The 13630-nt window shown below is 46.5% G+C and carries 15 protein-coding genes; 8 read left to right on the top strand and 7 right to left on the bottom strand.

The window, feature by feature from the left end; translation table 11 throughout:
- The first annotated feature begins 5 nt into the window (after positions 1–5).
- Both H511_RS0102715 and H511_RS0102720 read left to right on the top strand, forming a co-directional pair.
- Positions 6–1268 carry a DUF6575 domain-containing protein gene (locus tag H511_RS0102715; RefSeq protein WP_027250925.1) on the top strand — a complete coding sequence of 421 codons (1263 nt, stop codon included), beginning with the start codon at positions 6–8 and terminating at the stop codon, positions 1266–1268.
- Between the two features lie 39 nt (positions 1269–1307).
- Positions 1308–1781 carry a hypothetical protein gene (locus H511_RS0102720; RefSeq protein WP_027250926.1) on the top strand — a complete coding sequence of 158 codons (474 nt, stop codon included), beginning with the start codon at positions 1308–1310 and terminating at the stop codon, positions 1779–1781.
- Between the two features lie 260 nt (positions 1782–2041).
- Here H511_RS0102720 and H511_RS0102725 read toward each other — a convergent pair whose 3' ends face one another.
- Positions 2042–3085, bottom strand: coding sequence for a GMP reductase (locus H511_RS0102725; protein WP_027250927.1), 1044 nt, complete (start codon positions 3083–3085; stop codon positions 2042–2044).
- A gap of 396 nt (positions 3086–3481) precedes the next feature.
- Between H511_RS0102725 and H511_RS22350 the strand changes: the two genes are divergently transcribed.
- Entirely contained in the window at positions 3482–3874 is a 393-nt protein-coding gene (locus H511_RS22350; RefSeq protein WP_237582994.1) for a hypothetical protein, read from the top strand.
- A 151-nt stretch (positions 3875–4025) separates the two neighbouring features.
- Positions 4026–4538 (top strand): hypothetical protein, encoded by a 513-nt coding sequence (locus H511_RS0102735; RefSeq protein ID WP_051287776.1) that lies wholly within the window; start codon positions 4026–4028, stop codon positions 4536–4538.
- Between the two features lie 7 nt (positions 4539–4545).
- Here the strand turns inward: H511_RS0102735 and H511_RS0102740 are convergent, their stop codons facing one another.
- On the bottom strand, positions 4546–5712 hold the full coding sequence (locus H511_RS0102740) for a cation:proton antiporter (protein WP_027250929.1): 1167 nt from the start codon (positions 5710–5712) through the stop codon (positions 4546–4548).
- Between the two features lie 156 nt (positions 5713–5868).
- A complete protein-coding gene (locus tag H511_RS0102745) occupies positions 5869–6447 on the bottom strand; it encodes a DUF6942 family protein (protein ID WP_051287748.1) in 579 nt (192 codons plus the stop codon).
- 136 nt (positions 6448–6583) lie between these two features.
- On the opposite strand from H511_RS0102745, the gene H511_RS0102750 reads away from it, so the two are divergent.
- The 3 genes from H511_RS0102750 to H511_RS0102765 all read left to right on the top strand — a co-directional run bounded on the left by H511_RS0102750 (position 6584) and on the right by H511_RS0102765 (position 9343).
- Complete coding sequence (locus tag H511_RS0102750; RefSeq protein WP_027250931.1) at positions 6584–6946, top strand: hypothetical protein; 363 nt, start codon at positions 6584–6586, stop codon at positions 6944–6946.
- 506 nt (positions 6947–7452) lie between these two features.
- Entirely contained in the window at positions 7453–8103 is a 651-nt protein-coding gene (locus tag H511_RS0102760; RefSeq protein ID WP_027250932.1) for a 2OG-Fe dioxygenase family protein, read from the top strand.
- The gene (locus H511_RS0102765; protein WP_027250933.1) at positions 8093–9343 is read left to right on the top strand and encodes a cysteine desulfurase-like protein; all 1251 of its coding nucleotides are present in this window, start codon (positions 8093–8095) and stop codon (positions 9341–9343) included. The genes H511_RS0102760 and H511_RS0102765 overlap by 11 nt, the downstream gene beginning before the upstream one ends.
- A 75-nt stretch (positions 9344–9418) precedes the next feature.
- Here H511_RS0102765 and H511_RS24280 read toward each other — a convergent pair whose 3' ends face one another.
- Positions 9419–9925: a DMT family transporter gene (locus H511_RS24280; protein WP_081669160.1), complete on the bottom strand. Its 507-nt coding sequence runs from the start codon at positions 9923–9925 to the stop codon at positions 9419–9421.
- A 34-nt stretch (positions 9926–9959) separates the two neighbouring features.
- On the bottom strand, positions 9960–10415 hold the full coding sequence (locus H511_RS0102775; RefSeq protein ID WP_027250935.1) for a DMT family transporter: 456 nt from the start codon (positions 10413–10415) through the stop codon (positions 9960–9962).
- A 105-nt stretch (positions 10416–10520) separates the two neighbouring features.
- On the opposite strand from H511_RS0102775, the gene H511_RS0102780 reads away from it, so the two are divergent.
- Positions 10521–11438 carry a LysR family transcriptional regulator gene (locus H511_RS0102780; protein ID WP_027250936.1) on the top strand — a complete coding sequence of 306 codons (918 nt, stop codon included), beginning with the start codon at positions 10521–10523 and terminating at the stop codon, positions 11436–11438.
- A 263-nt stretch (positions 11439–11701) separates the two neighbouring features.
- Here the strand turns inward: H511_RS0102780 and H511_RS0102785 are convergent, their stop codons facing one another.
- Positions 11702–12661, bottom strand: a complete 960-nt coding sequence (locus H511_RS0102785; protein ID WP_027250937.1) for a transposase — start codon at positions 12659–12661, stop codon at positions 11702–11704.
- Positions 12662–13005: 344 nt separating this feature from the next.
- Entirely contained in the window at positions 13006–13629 is a 624-nt protein-coding gene (ureG, locus tag H511_RS0102790; protein ID WP_144409030.1) for an urease accessory protein UreG, read from the bottom strand.
- Position 13630 lies beyond the last annotated feature (1 nt).

The following is a 13630-nucleotide window of genomic DNA, read 5'->3' on the forward strand; positions in this document are numbered from 1 at the left end:
TTGTTATGTATCCGTTACCAATTAATAGTAATTTAGGGCGGTTAGAGATTTATCGCATCTATGATGAATACGATGGACCCAAGTTGTTCAGTGTAGTCAATGCATTGCAATTACATTATCTAGTTTATTGGATTGATGAGAACGAGAATGGAGACACTTGGCTCTATGTTCCAATGTCCAAAGATCGCCTTAATGAATTAGAATCCGGGAATCGTTCACTCAGGGATGCATACGTATACCCAGAGGAAAATAGACTTTTTGAAGTCTATACTGCATATGATGGGTCAGATTTTTCTATAAATGAATATTCTGCCGAAACATTAGACCCAGAAAATTTCCCTCCTGCAGGTTTTCATATTTCATCAACTGGTGATGTAGAATCGATCGACACTAAAGCTGTATCTAGTGATCACGAAATTCATATATCAAAGCCTAGTAAACGTTCAAAACTAGATCTTGACCTAATTACTCGTGTATTAACAGCATGGTCTGATGTATATGAGAAGATTTCAAGTGTATTAGATATTAATGATAGACTAACTCCAGTTGATGCAAGACCTGGGTCATTTATTTTGCGTTTACAATCAAATCGATTTAGTGAAGTCTTGCCCACGATTAATGATTTTTTTGGTATCTTGAATAATAGTGATGATGTACATGACGCTTTGATTAGATCAGAAATAGATATTGATGTGGTAAAAGAATTTTTATCGACTCTTGTTGATTCTGATTATGACTTTAAGCTAAATTATCTAGTTGACGATTTTTCAGGCGTTTTATTAGAAAAAGAACAAGCTAAAAATGCCTTGAATAGAATATTGGAAGCGGAAAAAACATATGTTTCTAGCTTAAAAGTTCCTCAAGCAGATGACTTAAAAAGAGTTTTCGAAGTTGTAAGAGCTAAAGCAAGCTATGAAGTTGTAAATGCTGAAACTCTTGGGATTACACCTAGACAGGTCGCATATTATTTACATGCATGCCGAACTTTGGGTTATTTAAACAAATCTAATATGCCAACTGCTGCAGGTATGCAATTTAAACTATTGTCTCAAGAGCAGAAATTTGTATCAGCTGCAATGCGTTTTCAAAGTAGTGATTGTGGTTGGGCATGGATTAATTGGAGTAATGGGAAGACACTTCAAGACATCCCAGAAGATTCGGCTTTGCCATTTTTGTATGATTGTGTTCCTACTTTAAATGAGAACACAGCGAAAAGGCGTTCAAGAACTTTAAATGCATGGCTAAGAATTCTCCGAGACCGAACTTGATTAATAGAGGCCTTTTGGCCTCATTATTTTAGGTGATATATGTCTGACTTTATTAAAAACTCAATAATAGGCCCATTAGTTATTGCTTTGATCTTATCTGCTATTGGTTATGTTTTTATTATTAAAGAAAATAACATGAGAATAGCAATTTTAGAGAAAAAGCTGGATGACCAGGTAAAGGTGTATGAGAAGTTAAATGACAATCTAAGGTTAGGTTTTAATAATGTTAATAATAGCTTGGGGGGATACAGTAATGAATTCCATCGGATGAGTTTATTATTTGCGAAGTATCACCCGGATTCAACAGATGTTCTTTTTAAGACATCTATTTCAAAATTAAATGACCTTTCAAATACAGAGGTAAAAATTATCGCTGATACAGTTGCTATTAGAGAGTCTGGTTTAATAGCTCAGCCTGAAAAAGCTAAAAAAGCTATTGAAATAATGAATGAAAATAATATTAATGAAGAAGATATGAATGCTTTTGTTGAAGTGATGGGTTTGCATAAGTAATTTACTGTTATTAGATAAAATTCGTTAAGTCATGAATGTAACTGAGGGTGTTCATAGTTCTGTGTTAGCGTAAGCCACAGATCCACATATTGATCGACCTTGGTTGGGAAGTGGACAGTACCGGATGTGTTCATTTCTCGGAAGCTTTCAACATCCCCGCATAGAGCAGCCTCAGCAAGCTGGTTTCGTTGGCGAAGCAAGCGATATAGACACGAAAAAGGCCGCTCAAAAGCGGCCTCAAATACATCGGGAAAACCGAGTTATTCTTTTCCGTACACGTTATTTTCTTGCTCACGAACACGGATGAAAGTGGTGCGTTTTGTGAGCTCTTTGAGCTTCGCCGCGCCAACGTAGGTGCAGGTTGAGCGCACGCCGCCCATGATATCCTGGATGGTGTATTCTACAGGGCCGCGGTAAGGCAATAGTACGGTTTTTCCTTCAGCGGCACGATAGTTGGCAACACCGCCGGAATGCTTGTCCATCGCGCTCTGAGATGACATGCCATAAAATTTCATGAATTGCTGGCCGTCTTTTTCAACGATTTCGCCGTTGCTTTCTTCATGGCCGGCCAGCATACCGCCCAGCATCACGAAATCGGCACCGCCACCAAAGGCTTTAGAGACATCGCCGGCACAGGTGCAACCGCCGTCACCGATAATCTGTCCGCCCAGCCCGTGCGCGGCGTCTGCACATTCGATAATGGCAGAAAGCTGCGGGTAGCCGACACCGGTTTTCACGCGGGTGGTGCACACTGAACCCGGGCCGATACCCACTTTGACGATGTCTGCACCCGCCAGAATCAGCTCTTCCACCATGTCGCCGGTGACAACATTACCCGCGCTGATGACTTTGTCAGGGAATGCGTTACGGACTTTTTGCACGTACTCGACCAGATGCTCAGAGTAACCGTTCGCAATATCGATGCAGATAAACATCAGATCGTCGGTCAGCGCCATGATGTCTTTGGTTTTCTGAAAATCTGCATCTGATGTACCGGTAGAGACCATGGCGTGTTTGAGTACATCAGCCGGGTTTTCTTTGATGAAACCGGCCCAGTCCTCAACCGTATAGTGTTTGTGAATGGCGGTCATGACATTGTGTTTTGCCAGCGCTTTTGCCATGTCAAAGCTGCCGACTGAATCCATATTGGCGGCAATAATGGGGACGCCTGACCATTGACGGCCGCTATGCTTGAATGTAAAATCGCGGGTTAATTCAACTTGAGATCGGCTTTTCAGGGTTGAACGTTTCGGGCGAAACAGTACATCTTTGAATCCCAGTTTCAGGTCTTGTTCGATACGCATGGAAGTTCCTTCTTTATCTTCACTGTGACTATCGGATATTGCTCGTCAGTTATGCGCTATTGGCAGATAGCAAATTTCCTGAAGAGCAGGCACAAAAAAACCGGAGCGTTGGCAGACGCTCCGGTTTTCAGCATTATAGGCGCAGTTATTTTTTCTACAAGCCTGAAAAATGCATTTTTTTTATGGTATCCTCCCGAAGATTGCATCCTGACATTTCACCCCGGCGTTCCACAATCAGGTGGCGTTTTGGCGAATCCTCAAGCACTCAAATCACTTCATAACCAGACGCGGATGACTTCCTGAATCCAAATGTCAAATTTATCATTTTTCTCTTCCAATCTGTTCCAATCCTTGGATAATCCTACGAGTCTCGCTGGCTAAGTGGATCGATTTACCTTGTTTAACAAAAGAAAAACAAAACAGATATTCCCGCTGGATTTCTACGGTGAAGATGGCAGTTGGCGCTTTATTCTGCGGGCTTACTCGTCTGATGAAGTTCTGGATGCTATGTATTGGCGCGCATATATTTCTTGTCATCGGAGGGAGTTTGATCTGCTTCATCTGGCGATCGACAAGTTCAACTATAAGTACAACTACTCGGCCTCTGACGTCTCGGAGTTGCATTTGGGGGCCGTGGGGTCTGCGATGCGGGTCAACATGATGGGGCCGATTGTGCCGGTTAAGCATTTGCTGGCCAACATTGCAGAAAGACTGGAAAACAAGACGGTCAGCGGAGAGAAAGCCCGGGCCGCAATGCATACCGGGCAGCTTCAGGCTAAGTCATCTTAAGCGCTGAAGAATGGCCCGAATGACGACTGAATATTTAAAAGGAGCGATGGCTCCTTTTTTAATGTCTGATTTTGGTAAAAGCTTGTGGAGACATTATCTTAAGTTCGCTATGTTAGTAAACGAATCTGACAATAATCATGTAGGTGAATGGATGAACTCATGGACGCAGGGCAGATATCTGGCCGTATCTTTGTTGCTGGCGACTCAGTTTGGGCTGGTCAGCGCTGCGCATGCCACCACGGAGCTGGCATCCATGTCAGAGTTGGTGGGGAAGTGGCAGTGTCTTCCGGATGAGAAGGCATCGGACAAGGAAGAGAGCTGGGTGAATTATGATTTTCATCATGATGGCAAAGTTAATTCTAAAGAATGGATTCGCTATCAGGATCAAGGCAAAACTGAGCTGGAATTCAACCTGTTTGTTGACTATCACCTTGAGTCACTGGAAGGTGAATACCGTTTAAAACCGTTATCAATGAAACGGGAAATACTGTCAGATCCCAATCAGGCCAATCCTTTCGGTTATGATGCGCAGCGCGATCTCATGGGGTACCGCATTTTCCTGCAGCCTGTGATGAAAGGCAAAAACAAAGCGCAGTTCGAAATGTGGTATCACATTACCCCGCAGAACCATTTTTCTATGCAATGTCAGCGCCAGGCCGCATGATATGCGATCAGTCTTTGCGCAGATCGCTCACGCTTGAAATCGGCGTAGGAAAGCGGCTTACTACCCAGTAAGTGGACAGGATGAAAGTAGTGAGTGTCGCGGCTTGAATAAAGAGCATGCCCTGATCGGAAACCAGGCCGGCGGTTAAGGCAGAATAAGCCAGTAAGAGTGAAAACTCGCTGGCTTGGCTGAGCCGGGCAGACAGTTCCTGAGGCGCTTTTTCCTTGGCCAGCTTCAGTGCAACAATGAACCCTGCTGCTTTTACTGCCACCAGCAGTACCCCGAACAGGCCGCCCCACAGCAACACAGTCCCACCTTGTGTGATATCCATTTTTGCGCCCACCGCGAAGAAAAACAGAATCAGAAAAAACTCCCTCAAAGGTTTCAAGTGCAGGGAAATGGCTTGCGAAACCCGACTGATTGCAATGGACAGTCCGGCGACGAATGCCCCGATTTCATAGGATAAACCCGTCAGGTGAGCTGTTTCCGCCCACAGCAGGCACCATGCCAGTGCGGTAACAAAGGTGTATTCCTGAATCACATCAAAACGACGAAACAGGGGGAGTACCAGATAGCGGACGCCTAAATACGCCAGCAGGCAGAGCAACCCTAATTTCAGCAGAATGAGCACAAAGGCGCTGATCATGACATCAGGCTCACGCACATTCAGAAACAGAATCACAATGATAGCCAGCATGTCCTGTATCAGTAACACACTGGTCATGACTTCCCCCACACGCTGATGGTGAAGGGTGGTGGTCGGGATCAATTTCAGCCCTATGACGGTACTTGAGAACATCAGTGCGGCGGCTGCCACAAGCGAATCGCCAGGGGACAGACCGATCAGCAAGCTAAATCCCAGTGTCACCAGAAAAAAGAGACAGCAGGTACCCAGTGTGATCAGGGCGCTTTCTTTAAAGAGACTCAGCAGCTTGAAAGGTTGCAGGTTCAGGCCCAGCAGAAACAGCAAGAGGATGACACCGAATTGGCCGAACTGAATGATTCTGTCGCTGTCATTCAGCAAGCCTAACCCACTCGGGCCAAGGGCAATGCCGGCAACTATGTACGCCAGGATAATAGGCTGGCGGGCATACAGGAACATTGTGCCTATTAACGCTGAACTGACCACAATGATCCCGAGTTCGAAAATCATGGTTTGCAGTTCATTTAACATACAGCACCCATACGACGGCAATCAGGCTTGTTGATCCCTTAAAAGCATAGATGCTTTAGTGGGACAGACACTATTGCGACCGGCAAATCGGATATTGCTTTAACGGGACAGACACTATTGTGACGGGCTAATCGGATGCCATATCGGGACAGACACTTATATGTGACGGACAAACCCGGCAAGAATACTCGCCAATCGATCTATTTTGCTATTGGAGAGCTGGCGATAATCAAAGTAGGGACAGATGACCAGCCTGTGCTCGCGGTTTATTGCGAATTCATTATCCAGCCAGATAAGAGACACAGTCAGTTTCTCCTCGTGGATCAGTTTTTTGGCGTAGGTTCTTCCCATAATGATGTGGTAGCGAGGGGCGGTATCTGATGCATCAAGAACGGGCGGATTGAATAACAGCGCTGTCTGGCTGGATTGCTGGAGTAGGAAATCATCTCTGTACGACTGCCAGCTCGGGGCGTTCGTTGAATGGGGGAACAACTTGCTGTCGAGGGCATAAATCAGCTTAGCATAGACGTTGAACACTTTTCGCCAACCGTTGCCGCACGCCTGGCCGATCGCGTGTATTTCGCCTGAAGCAGCAGGCTGTAATTGATCCAGATATGCCATCCCGGGCATGTCTGGTCGGTTTTCGATATAAGCGGCTAAGGAAAAGTCGGGACACCCCAGTCCGATAAGGTGTTGCGTGGTATCTTCGGCGAAATTGTTTGTATTTTCAGGCATCTGTGTCGATCTTCTTTGTATGCAGTATGTTGAGTGAATGTAAGTGCGATTTTACTTAAGGTTTACTTGCGGTTGACACTGCTTTACCAAGCTATATGTACGCTGTACACATATGCAGAAAAACAGGTAGTGTTATATGAAAACTCTATGGATTGGTATCTTGTGCTTGTCTCTGATTGCACCAGCAACCAGCTTTGCTCATGGTGGCAGAGATCACGGTGGCAGAGACCATGGTTATGATCATGGTTATAAAAAATACTATAAGCATAAACATAAGCACAGACATCATCATCGTAAACCGGCCAGACATTATCACCATCATGAGGTTGTCGTTATTAAGGAGCGCCCACGCAGGGAGTATCGTAGGGAGTATCACAGAACCAATTTACCCGAATTGGTCACCTTTGCTGTGGTATCTGGCATTACCTATGCCATTATTGATAACGCATTTTATAAAAAATCTGGTGATAATTACGTTTATACCCCATATCGCCCTTAAGCTGCCACCAGACTGCTCCGTTTACTATCCTCCAGAGTCACATACCTTCTGTCAGAAATGGCAGGAGGTTTTTTATACTCAACGGTTTCATTTCCTCTGTACACAACCAGAATATCAATATTTTTGGTGGGATACATATCACAAACGGTGTTTTATGCTGGTTTTTAGATGAGTTCACAGCGGTGCCGCCACTCAAGTATCAAAGCAGTAAGCTTTAAAATCAGATGGTTACGATTTTTCCTAGCAAAGAACACTGCTTTTCCGTGAAGCCAGATTGAAATACTAGATTGTTAGGCCAGTTATATTCACTTATGTGGTTAAATGCTCTTAATTTTATCTATTGTGTGAAGTTTATATCTGTTAGGTCTTGGCTTTGTCGAATTTTCCTTTACTCTACCTTGTAACTGAATTGTTAATCTCTTGTTTGTGGTTTGCTGCAAGCTGGAGATCGTCCGACACAGTTGCGGACGGCTAGGGATAAGGCGCTGCTAAGAGGAGCTGATGCAATGAATGTTTCACTGGATCGTACTTTTCAACTCACACAACTAAGCGGACAGGCTATCAATGATCTTTCCCCTTCGTTCAATCATTTACCTAAAACCGGGCACGCTGATGGCGAGTACCGTCTTCGTCGTTATTCCATTGTGAAAGCGACCGCCAATGGCGTGCAGCACATGCCGCCCAGAGCCTTTGTGCAATCTGACGACATTAACCACTTTCAGGGTAATGTCAGCCGCACTTTTGAGCCATTGGAAGATAAGATACTCTTTAGTGCAGGGATGCGTGAAATGTGTGAAGTGTTCAAGCGTGCCAATGCCTTGTCAGATGAGCAGGAAATTGAAATTCATCAGATCCGTATTGCCGCGCTGGAGGGTGAGACTCAAGTGGCACCTGAAGGGGTGCATCAGGATGGTTTTAATCACATTGCGGTGATTGGGATTGGGCGTGAAAACATCGAGGGCGGTGAGTTTCTGGTCTACAAGAATAAGAATCAGCTGCCTTTTCTGAGCATGGCGCTCGAGCAGGGTGAGGTCGCTATTCTGGCCGATGATCAGCTCTGGCATAATGCGCGTCCGATTAAGGCTGTGAAGAAAGATCAAAAAGGCTACATGGATCTCTTTGTTCTGACAGCCCGGGAGACCCAGTATGCAGTTTGATGTCTCAAGTGTTCGACAGCAGTTCCCCGCACTGGCTCAACAGATCAATGATGCACCTGTGTATTTTTTTGACGGGCCGGGCGGAGCGCAGGTGCCCACCAGTGTTTTACAGGCAATGACGGATTATCTTGGCCGGTATAATGCCAACCTGGGCGGTTCGTTTTTCTCCAGCGAGGTGACGGTGTCACTCATGGCAAAGGCGCGTCATTCTGTTCAGGCCTTGCTCAATGCACCGTCGCCCGACAATATTGTCTTCGGTCCGAATATGACCTCGCTGACTTTTCAGTTCAGCCGTGCTATTTCACGCGACTGGAAGCAGGGTGACGAAGTGATTGTGACGTCCCTGGATCATTATTCTAACGTGTCCAGCTGGCAGCAAGCGGCGGATGACAAAGGAGTACTGGTTCGTCAGATTCGGGTGAATGAAGCCGACTGCACACTGGACTATGAGCACTTTGAGTCTTTGCTAAATAACAAGACGCGGCTGGTGGCCGTCACTTATGCGTCGAATACCACCGGCTCGCTGGTGGACGTGGCACGTATTGTTAAAGCCGCACACAGCGTCGGCGCGCAAGTCTATGTTGATGCCGTGCACTATGCTCCACACAATCTGGTGGATGTACAGGCACTGGGCTGTGATTTTCTGGCATGTTCGGCCTATAAATTCTTTGGCCCGCATGTGGGAATCGCTTATGTGGCACCTCAGTGGCTGCAGACTCTGAAGCCGTATAAAGTTGAACCTGCTACCGATATCGGTCCGGGACGTTTTGAAACGGGAACCCAGAATTTTGAGGGTTTGGCGGGAGTAGTGGCTGCGATTGACTATCTGGCACAGTGGGGCGATCCGCAAGACAGCTTACGCGAGCGTCTGGCAGCCAGTTACTCTCAGTATCAGTCTCATGAAGAAGCGCTGAGTCAGCACTTTTTGAACCGGGTCAGGAAATTCAGCAATGTGACTTTGCTGGGTATCGAGGATGATAAACGGCTCGCAGAACGCACTCCGACTTTTGCGATACGTATTGATAATGTACCGCCGTCGGATATAGCTTCTCATTTGGGTCAACAGAATATGTGCGTCTGGAACGGTCACTTTTATGCGTTAGGGCTGTGCCGGCAGTTAGGAGTGCTTGAAAGTGGCGGCGTCGTCCGAATTGGTTTCATGCATTACAATACTCAAGCAGAAATTGATCGACTCTTTGAAGCGTTAGCGCCGTTTCTGAATCCTGTTTTTGAGCAATAAATAACAATTATTACTGCTATTTGCAGAACACTGTCACAGGCTTAACTCATTAAGCCGATCGAATGAAAGCCCGCGTTATTTCGCGGGTTTTTTCTTGTTGAGTACGCGGCATGCCATATCAGTATCGGGTTTTCTGTCTGGGGTGGCCTGACGCTGCTGGTTGAGATACACACCGGACAAAATCAATATCATTCCCGCGATGGGCCAGATCATATCTGAAAGTGACTGTCCCCTTAAGAACAGCAAAACCAGGGAAAGTGACACACCCACCAGCATTTGCCCGCTGATCACCAGCAAGCTTGTTCGCATCGCTCCAATTCTTGGGAGCACAAGGCTACTAATCGCCACAAATAACACACCAATGACTCCCCCAGCGTAAGCACTTAATGGGGCATTTTGTGGCAAAGAGGAAGAACTGTCATGAACAAGCAGTACTAATAGTGACAGAAAGATAAACCCTATCAGGTGGTTCCAGTAAGATGAGAACATTGCTGTTCGGTCAAGACTTAATCGACCGTTCAAAACGCGGCTCAGGCTAATACAGATACCGTTGAGCACAGCAAGAAAAATGAACCAGGACATGGCTTATCCTCATTAATCAGTAATATGGTAATAATCAGCTTGGTGTGAAAATGATCAGCATGCTGCCCGAGAGAATGCAGCACACCACGGCTAAATCTTGTGAAGAAAATTTCCTTTTATTCGAGCCCATCAGTCCGAACACATCACTGAGCATCCCGAAAAGTGTCTGTCCCACCAGCATAAAAGCCACAGAGCCCGACAGGCCCAACGGGCTATTCACCGTAGCCGCAGCCAGAATAACGGTCAATGCGCCGGGTATACCGCCCAGATAAGCCCACTTTGGAACAGGTTTGGTTGCCGGGCGTGTCGGTTTACTCCGAAGATGACAGACAAACAAGATAAAGCCAGCAAACGCGGCACCTATGCCATGTGCAACCCAGGAGGCCAAGATTGGAGAGCTGTAGGTGGCCAACTGGCTGTTGAGCATAATCATGAGTGACAACATAGCACCCGCAAAAAGCGCAAGCAGAGCAGGGGATAATTTCAGCATGGGTAATCCAACTCATTGTGTAGTTTCTGAGATGGATTTTATATTGTGTCTTTGAGGGTTATAATTGGGTTAAATAGAAAAACACTGTTGAGATATAGTATACAAATGCGTGATAACGATGCTTTCAGTGCCATCCCGGTTTTCGTCACTGTGGTGGAATGTGGCAGCTTTTCTGCAGCTGCCGAACGACTGGGGATCACTAAATCTGCGGTCAGTAAACGCATCAATCACCTTGAAGCGAAACTGGGGACGCGTTTACTGAACAGGACAACGCGAAGCCTTAGCCTGACCGATGCCGGTGAGCAGTACTTTGAATCTGCCAGAGCCGCTTATAGTCTTGCTCGTGAAGCTGAAGATAAGCTTGGTCAGTTACAGGGCAACCCCAGCGGGCTGCTAAAAGTGACTGTCCCGATGACGTTTGGGCGCCTGCACATCAGCCCGTTGATCCCTGAGTTTCTGCAACGATATCCCGATATCCGACTGGAGATGACACTGGACGACAAAATGGTCGATCTGGTCGAAGGGGGTTATGATCTCTCCATTCGTATTGGTCATATACCTGAATCCAGCCTTATTGCGCGGCGGCTAGCGCCTTGCCGAAGTGTGCTTTGCGCTGCTCCGCACTATTTGGAAAAGCACGGTACTCCACAGTCACCAGCGGATTTGCAGAATCATAACTGCCTGTATTATAGCTATTTTCGCGGTGGTGCTGAATGGCGATTTGACGGGCCTGCTGGTGTTGAGAGCATTCAGCCTAGGGGGAATTATCAGGCCAATAACAGTGAAGTGTTGCGAGATGCCCTGGTTGCTGGCTTGGGCATTTGTCAGATGCCGACTTTTATCGTGGGTCCGGATCTAGCCTCAGGTAAATTAGTTTCTGTTATGGCGGATTATGTTTTGCCGCTGCATGCTGTCTACGCCATGTTTCCAGAACGTAAACATTTACCTGAGAAGGTAAGGGTGCTGATTGACTTTCTGGTGGAGAAGTTGGGAGGCGATAAGCCACGCTGGGATTATTTATAAGAGGACAGGCACTTTTGCGTTTTGGGTAGCAGAAACCTAAATTGGACAGGCAAATTAGTGATCTAACTGGTTGTGTATTAACAGAGGTAGTTATTCTGACTGATAGGGTTCGGACTGATAACAAAAGTGGGGGCTGATGCGCCGGGAAAGTTGAGGCTAGCCAGGAAAATTAGCAATACGGTAGAAGTGAGTAGTGATTTGAGATGCGTTGACCCGGTCTAAAGTCTTATGCTGAAGTTTTGCAACGATTGACCGACCAAGATTCAATTGCTTGGTAATTGAGTGCCAGAAATTCGTTTCCGTCCTATTAATGGCAGGCAGGCTTTCATTGATGACTTTGCTCCTATCATGCTGCCTTTCTCAAAGTGCTTGTATGTGCGAAACCAAGGAGAGCAATCCAATCCTAATCGCTTAAGAATGGGTGGCGCATCGTGAGCGATCTGCCCCGTTTTTCCTTCATGAAATTGTCTGCCTATCCAGTCGAGAAGTTCCAGATAATCCGCCAGCTGATAGGGGATTCCTTCTTGCGTGTTGTTGTTTTGGCCAATAAAAGGATAGAGATAAGTAGCGCTGGTCTTGGGCTTGCGCAAGTTATCAAGACGGGATTTGACTGACGTGAAGTCTGATGTTTCCGGTGTTTCAGCTATGCTGGCACGGACGGGGTTTAAATCGACATACGCCATAGCAGCGGTCAGTGCTTTGTCGTCCAGCAGAGCCTGACTTTTGAATCGCCCCTCCCAGAAGTGTCCGCTACAGCCATCTTCTTTATTCGCTTCGGAAGCAATGAATTGATTGAGCAACCGCATAAACCAACTGATGCTGTAGAGACGCTGCCGCCAGGTCTGAATGATGGAACAGACTGCGCTGTATTCGGCCTTGGTGCAAACATCTCCCCGGAGATAACGTTGGATCAAGACGGGAGGATTGTGAAATGATAGCCAGCGATCAATGACGTCACTGTCAGTCAAAGAGTCAGCTTTGGCTTTGTTAATATGCAGCACAAGATGATAGTGATTACTCATAATGGCGTAAGCACAGAGATCGATGCAAAACACTTTTGCTAATGCAAACAGCCTGTCTTCGACCCAGCTACGGCGGTGCTCATAACTGACACCGGACTTTTCATCCTTTCCGCAGAGGAAAGCGCGGCGGACACATCGGGAAATGCAGTGGTAATAGGCCGTAGCTTCAAGGCAAATTTGCTGGTGTCTGGCTGTTGTCATGGAAGCGTTCACAAATAAACAACTGGATATATGAACAGTATATAAAGCCGGGCTGGATGAGAAGTCGGGTAGTGAAAAAATCGATGCGATGCACAGTGCGGTGTAATTGAGATAGCTGTAACTTTCAGGTAATCCGCAGAAGCAGTGTTGAAGTGCCTGTCCTTTTATGGGCTTTAAAGTAAAGTGGATCCAAGTAAAGTGTCTGTCCTTTTAGATCCCTTGCGAGCTTTAATCAGTGGAAGAAAGAGTGACAGCTTTTATGCCGCCACTCTTTGTTGATAATCAGCTCAGTGCTCTTTTCTCGCAAAAGTGCCTGTCCCGTTAAAAAGCTTCCCTGTCAGAGGCTAGCTTGCTCTTTTCAGCATTCCTGCTGTCTCAATAAACTCGATGATGGTTTCCAGTCCTTGTTTTTCTTTGAGATTGGTAAACACATATGGCTTGGTCGGACGCATGCGCTGGGTGTCGGCTTCCATCACTTCCAGAGACGCACCCACATACGGGGCAAGGTCGATTTTGTTGATGATCAGCAGATCGGAGCGGGTAATTCCCGGGCCACCTTTACGGGGTATTTTTTCCCCTTCTGCTACATCGATGACATAGATGGTTAAATCTGCCAGCTCCGGGCTGAAGGTGGCACTGAGATTGTCACCACCGCTTTCTACGAAGACCACGTCCAGTGTTTTATGGCGTTTCGCCAGTTCCTCCACCGCCGCCAGGTTCATGGAAGCATCTTCACGAATCGCAGTGTGAGGGCAGCCGCCGGTTTCCACGCCTATGATGCGGTCGGCATCCAGTGCTTCGGCACGGGTCAGAATTTTGGCATCTTCCTGGGTATAGATGTCGTTGGTAACCACCGCGATGTTGTATTTATCACGGATGGCTTTGCACAAAACTTCCAGTAAGGCGGTTTTTCCTGAGCCGACCGGGCCACCGACGCCAATGCGAAGCGGTTGTTTGTAATCCATTATC

It is taken from the genome of Photobacterium halotolerans DSM 18316 (genome assembly GCF_000425165.1).
Taxonomy (GTDB): domain Bacteria; phylum Pseudomonadota; class Gammaproteobacteria; order Enterobacterales; family Vibrionaceae; genus Photobacterium; species Photobacterium halotolerans.

Bases quoted from the DNA above. Each gene is read 5' to 3' on its own strand.
- H511_RS0102715 (WP_027250925.1), top strand. From the start codon at position 6: ATGTATCCGTTACCAATTAATAGTAATTTAGGGCGGTTAGAGATTTAT.
- H511_RS0102720 (WP_027250926.1), top strand. From the start codon at position 1,308: ATGTCTGACTTTATTAAAAACTCAATAATAGGCCCATTAGTTATTGCT.
- H511_RS0102725 (WP_027250927.1), bottom strand. From the start codon at position 3,085: ATGCGTATCGAACAAGACCTGAAACTGGGATTCAAAGATGTACTGTTT.
- H511_RS0102735 (WP_051287776.1), top strand. From the start codon at position 4,026: ATGAACTCATGGACGCAGGGCAGATATCTGGCCGTATCTTTGTTGCTG.
- H511_RS0102740 (WP_027250929.1), bottom strand. From the start codon at position 5,712: ATGTTAAATGAACTGCAAACCATGATTTTCGAACTCGGGATCATTGTG.
- H511_RS0102745 (WP_051287748.1), bottom strand. From the start codon at position 6,447: ATGCCTGAAAATACAAACAATTTCGCCGAAGATACCACGCAACACCTT.
- H511_RS0102750 (WP_027250931.1), top strand. From the start codon at position 6,584: ATGAAAACTCTATGGATTGGTATCTTGTGCTTGTCTCTGATTGCACCA.
- H511_RS0102760 (WP_027250932.1), top strand. From the start codon at position 7,453: ATGAATGTTTCACTGGATCGTACTTTTCAACTCACACAACTAAGCGGA.
- H511_RS0102765 (WP_027250933.1), top strand. From the start codon at position 8,093: ATGCAGTTTGATGTCTCAAGTGTTCGACAGCAGTTCCCCGCACTGGCT.
- H511_RS24280 (WP_081669160.1), bottom strand. From the start codon at position 9,925: ATGTCCTGGTTCATTTTTCTTGCTGTGCTCAACGGTATCTGTATTAGC.
- H511_RS0102775 (WP_027250935.1), bottom strand. From the start codon at position 10,415: ATGCTGAAATTATCCCCTGCTCTGCTTGCGCTTTTTGCGGGTGCTATG.
- H511_RS0102780 (WP_027250936.1), top strand. From the start codon at position 10,521: ATGCGTGATAACGATGCTTTCAGTGCCATCCCGGTTTTCGTCACTGTG.
- H511_RS0102785 (WP_027250937.1), bottom strand. From the start codon at position 12,661: ATGACAACAGCCAGACACCAGCAAATTTGCCTTGAAGCTACGGCCTAT.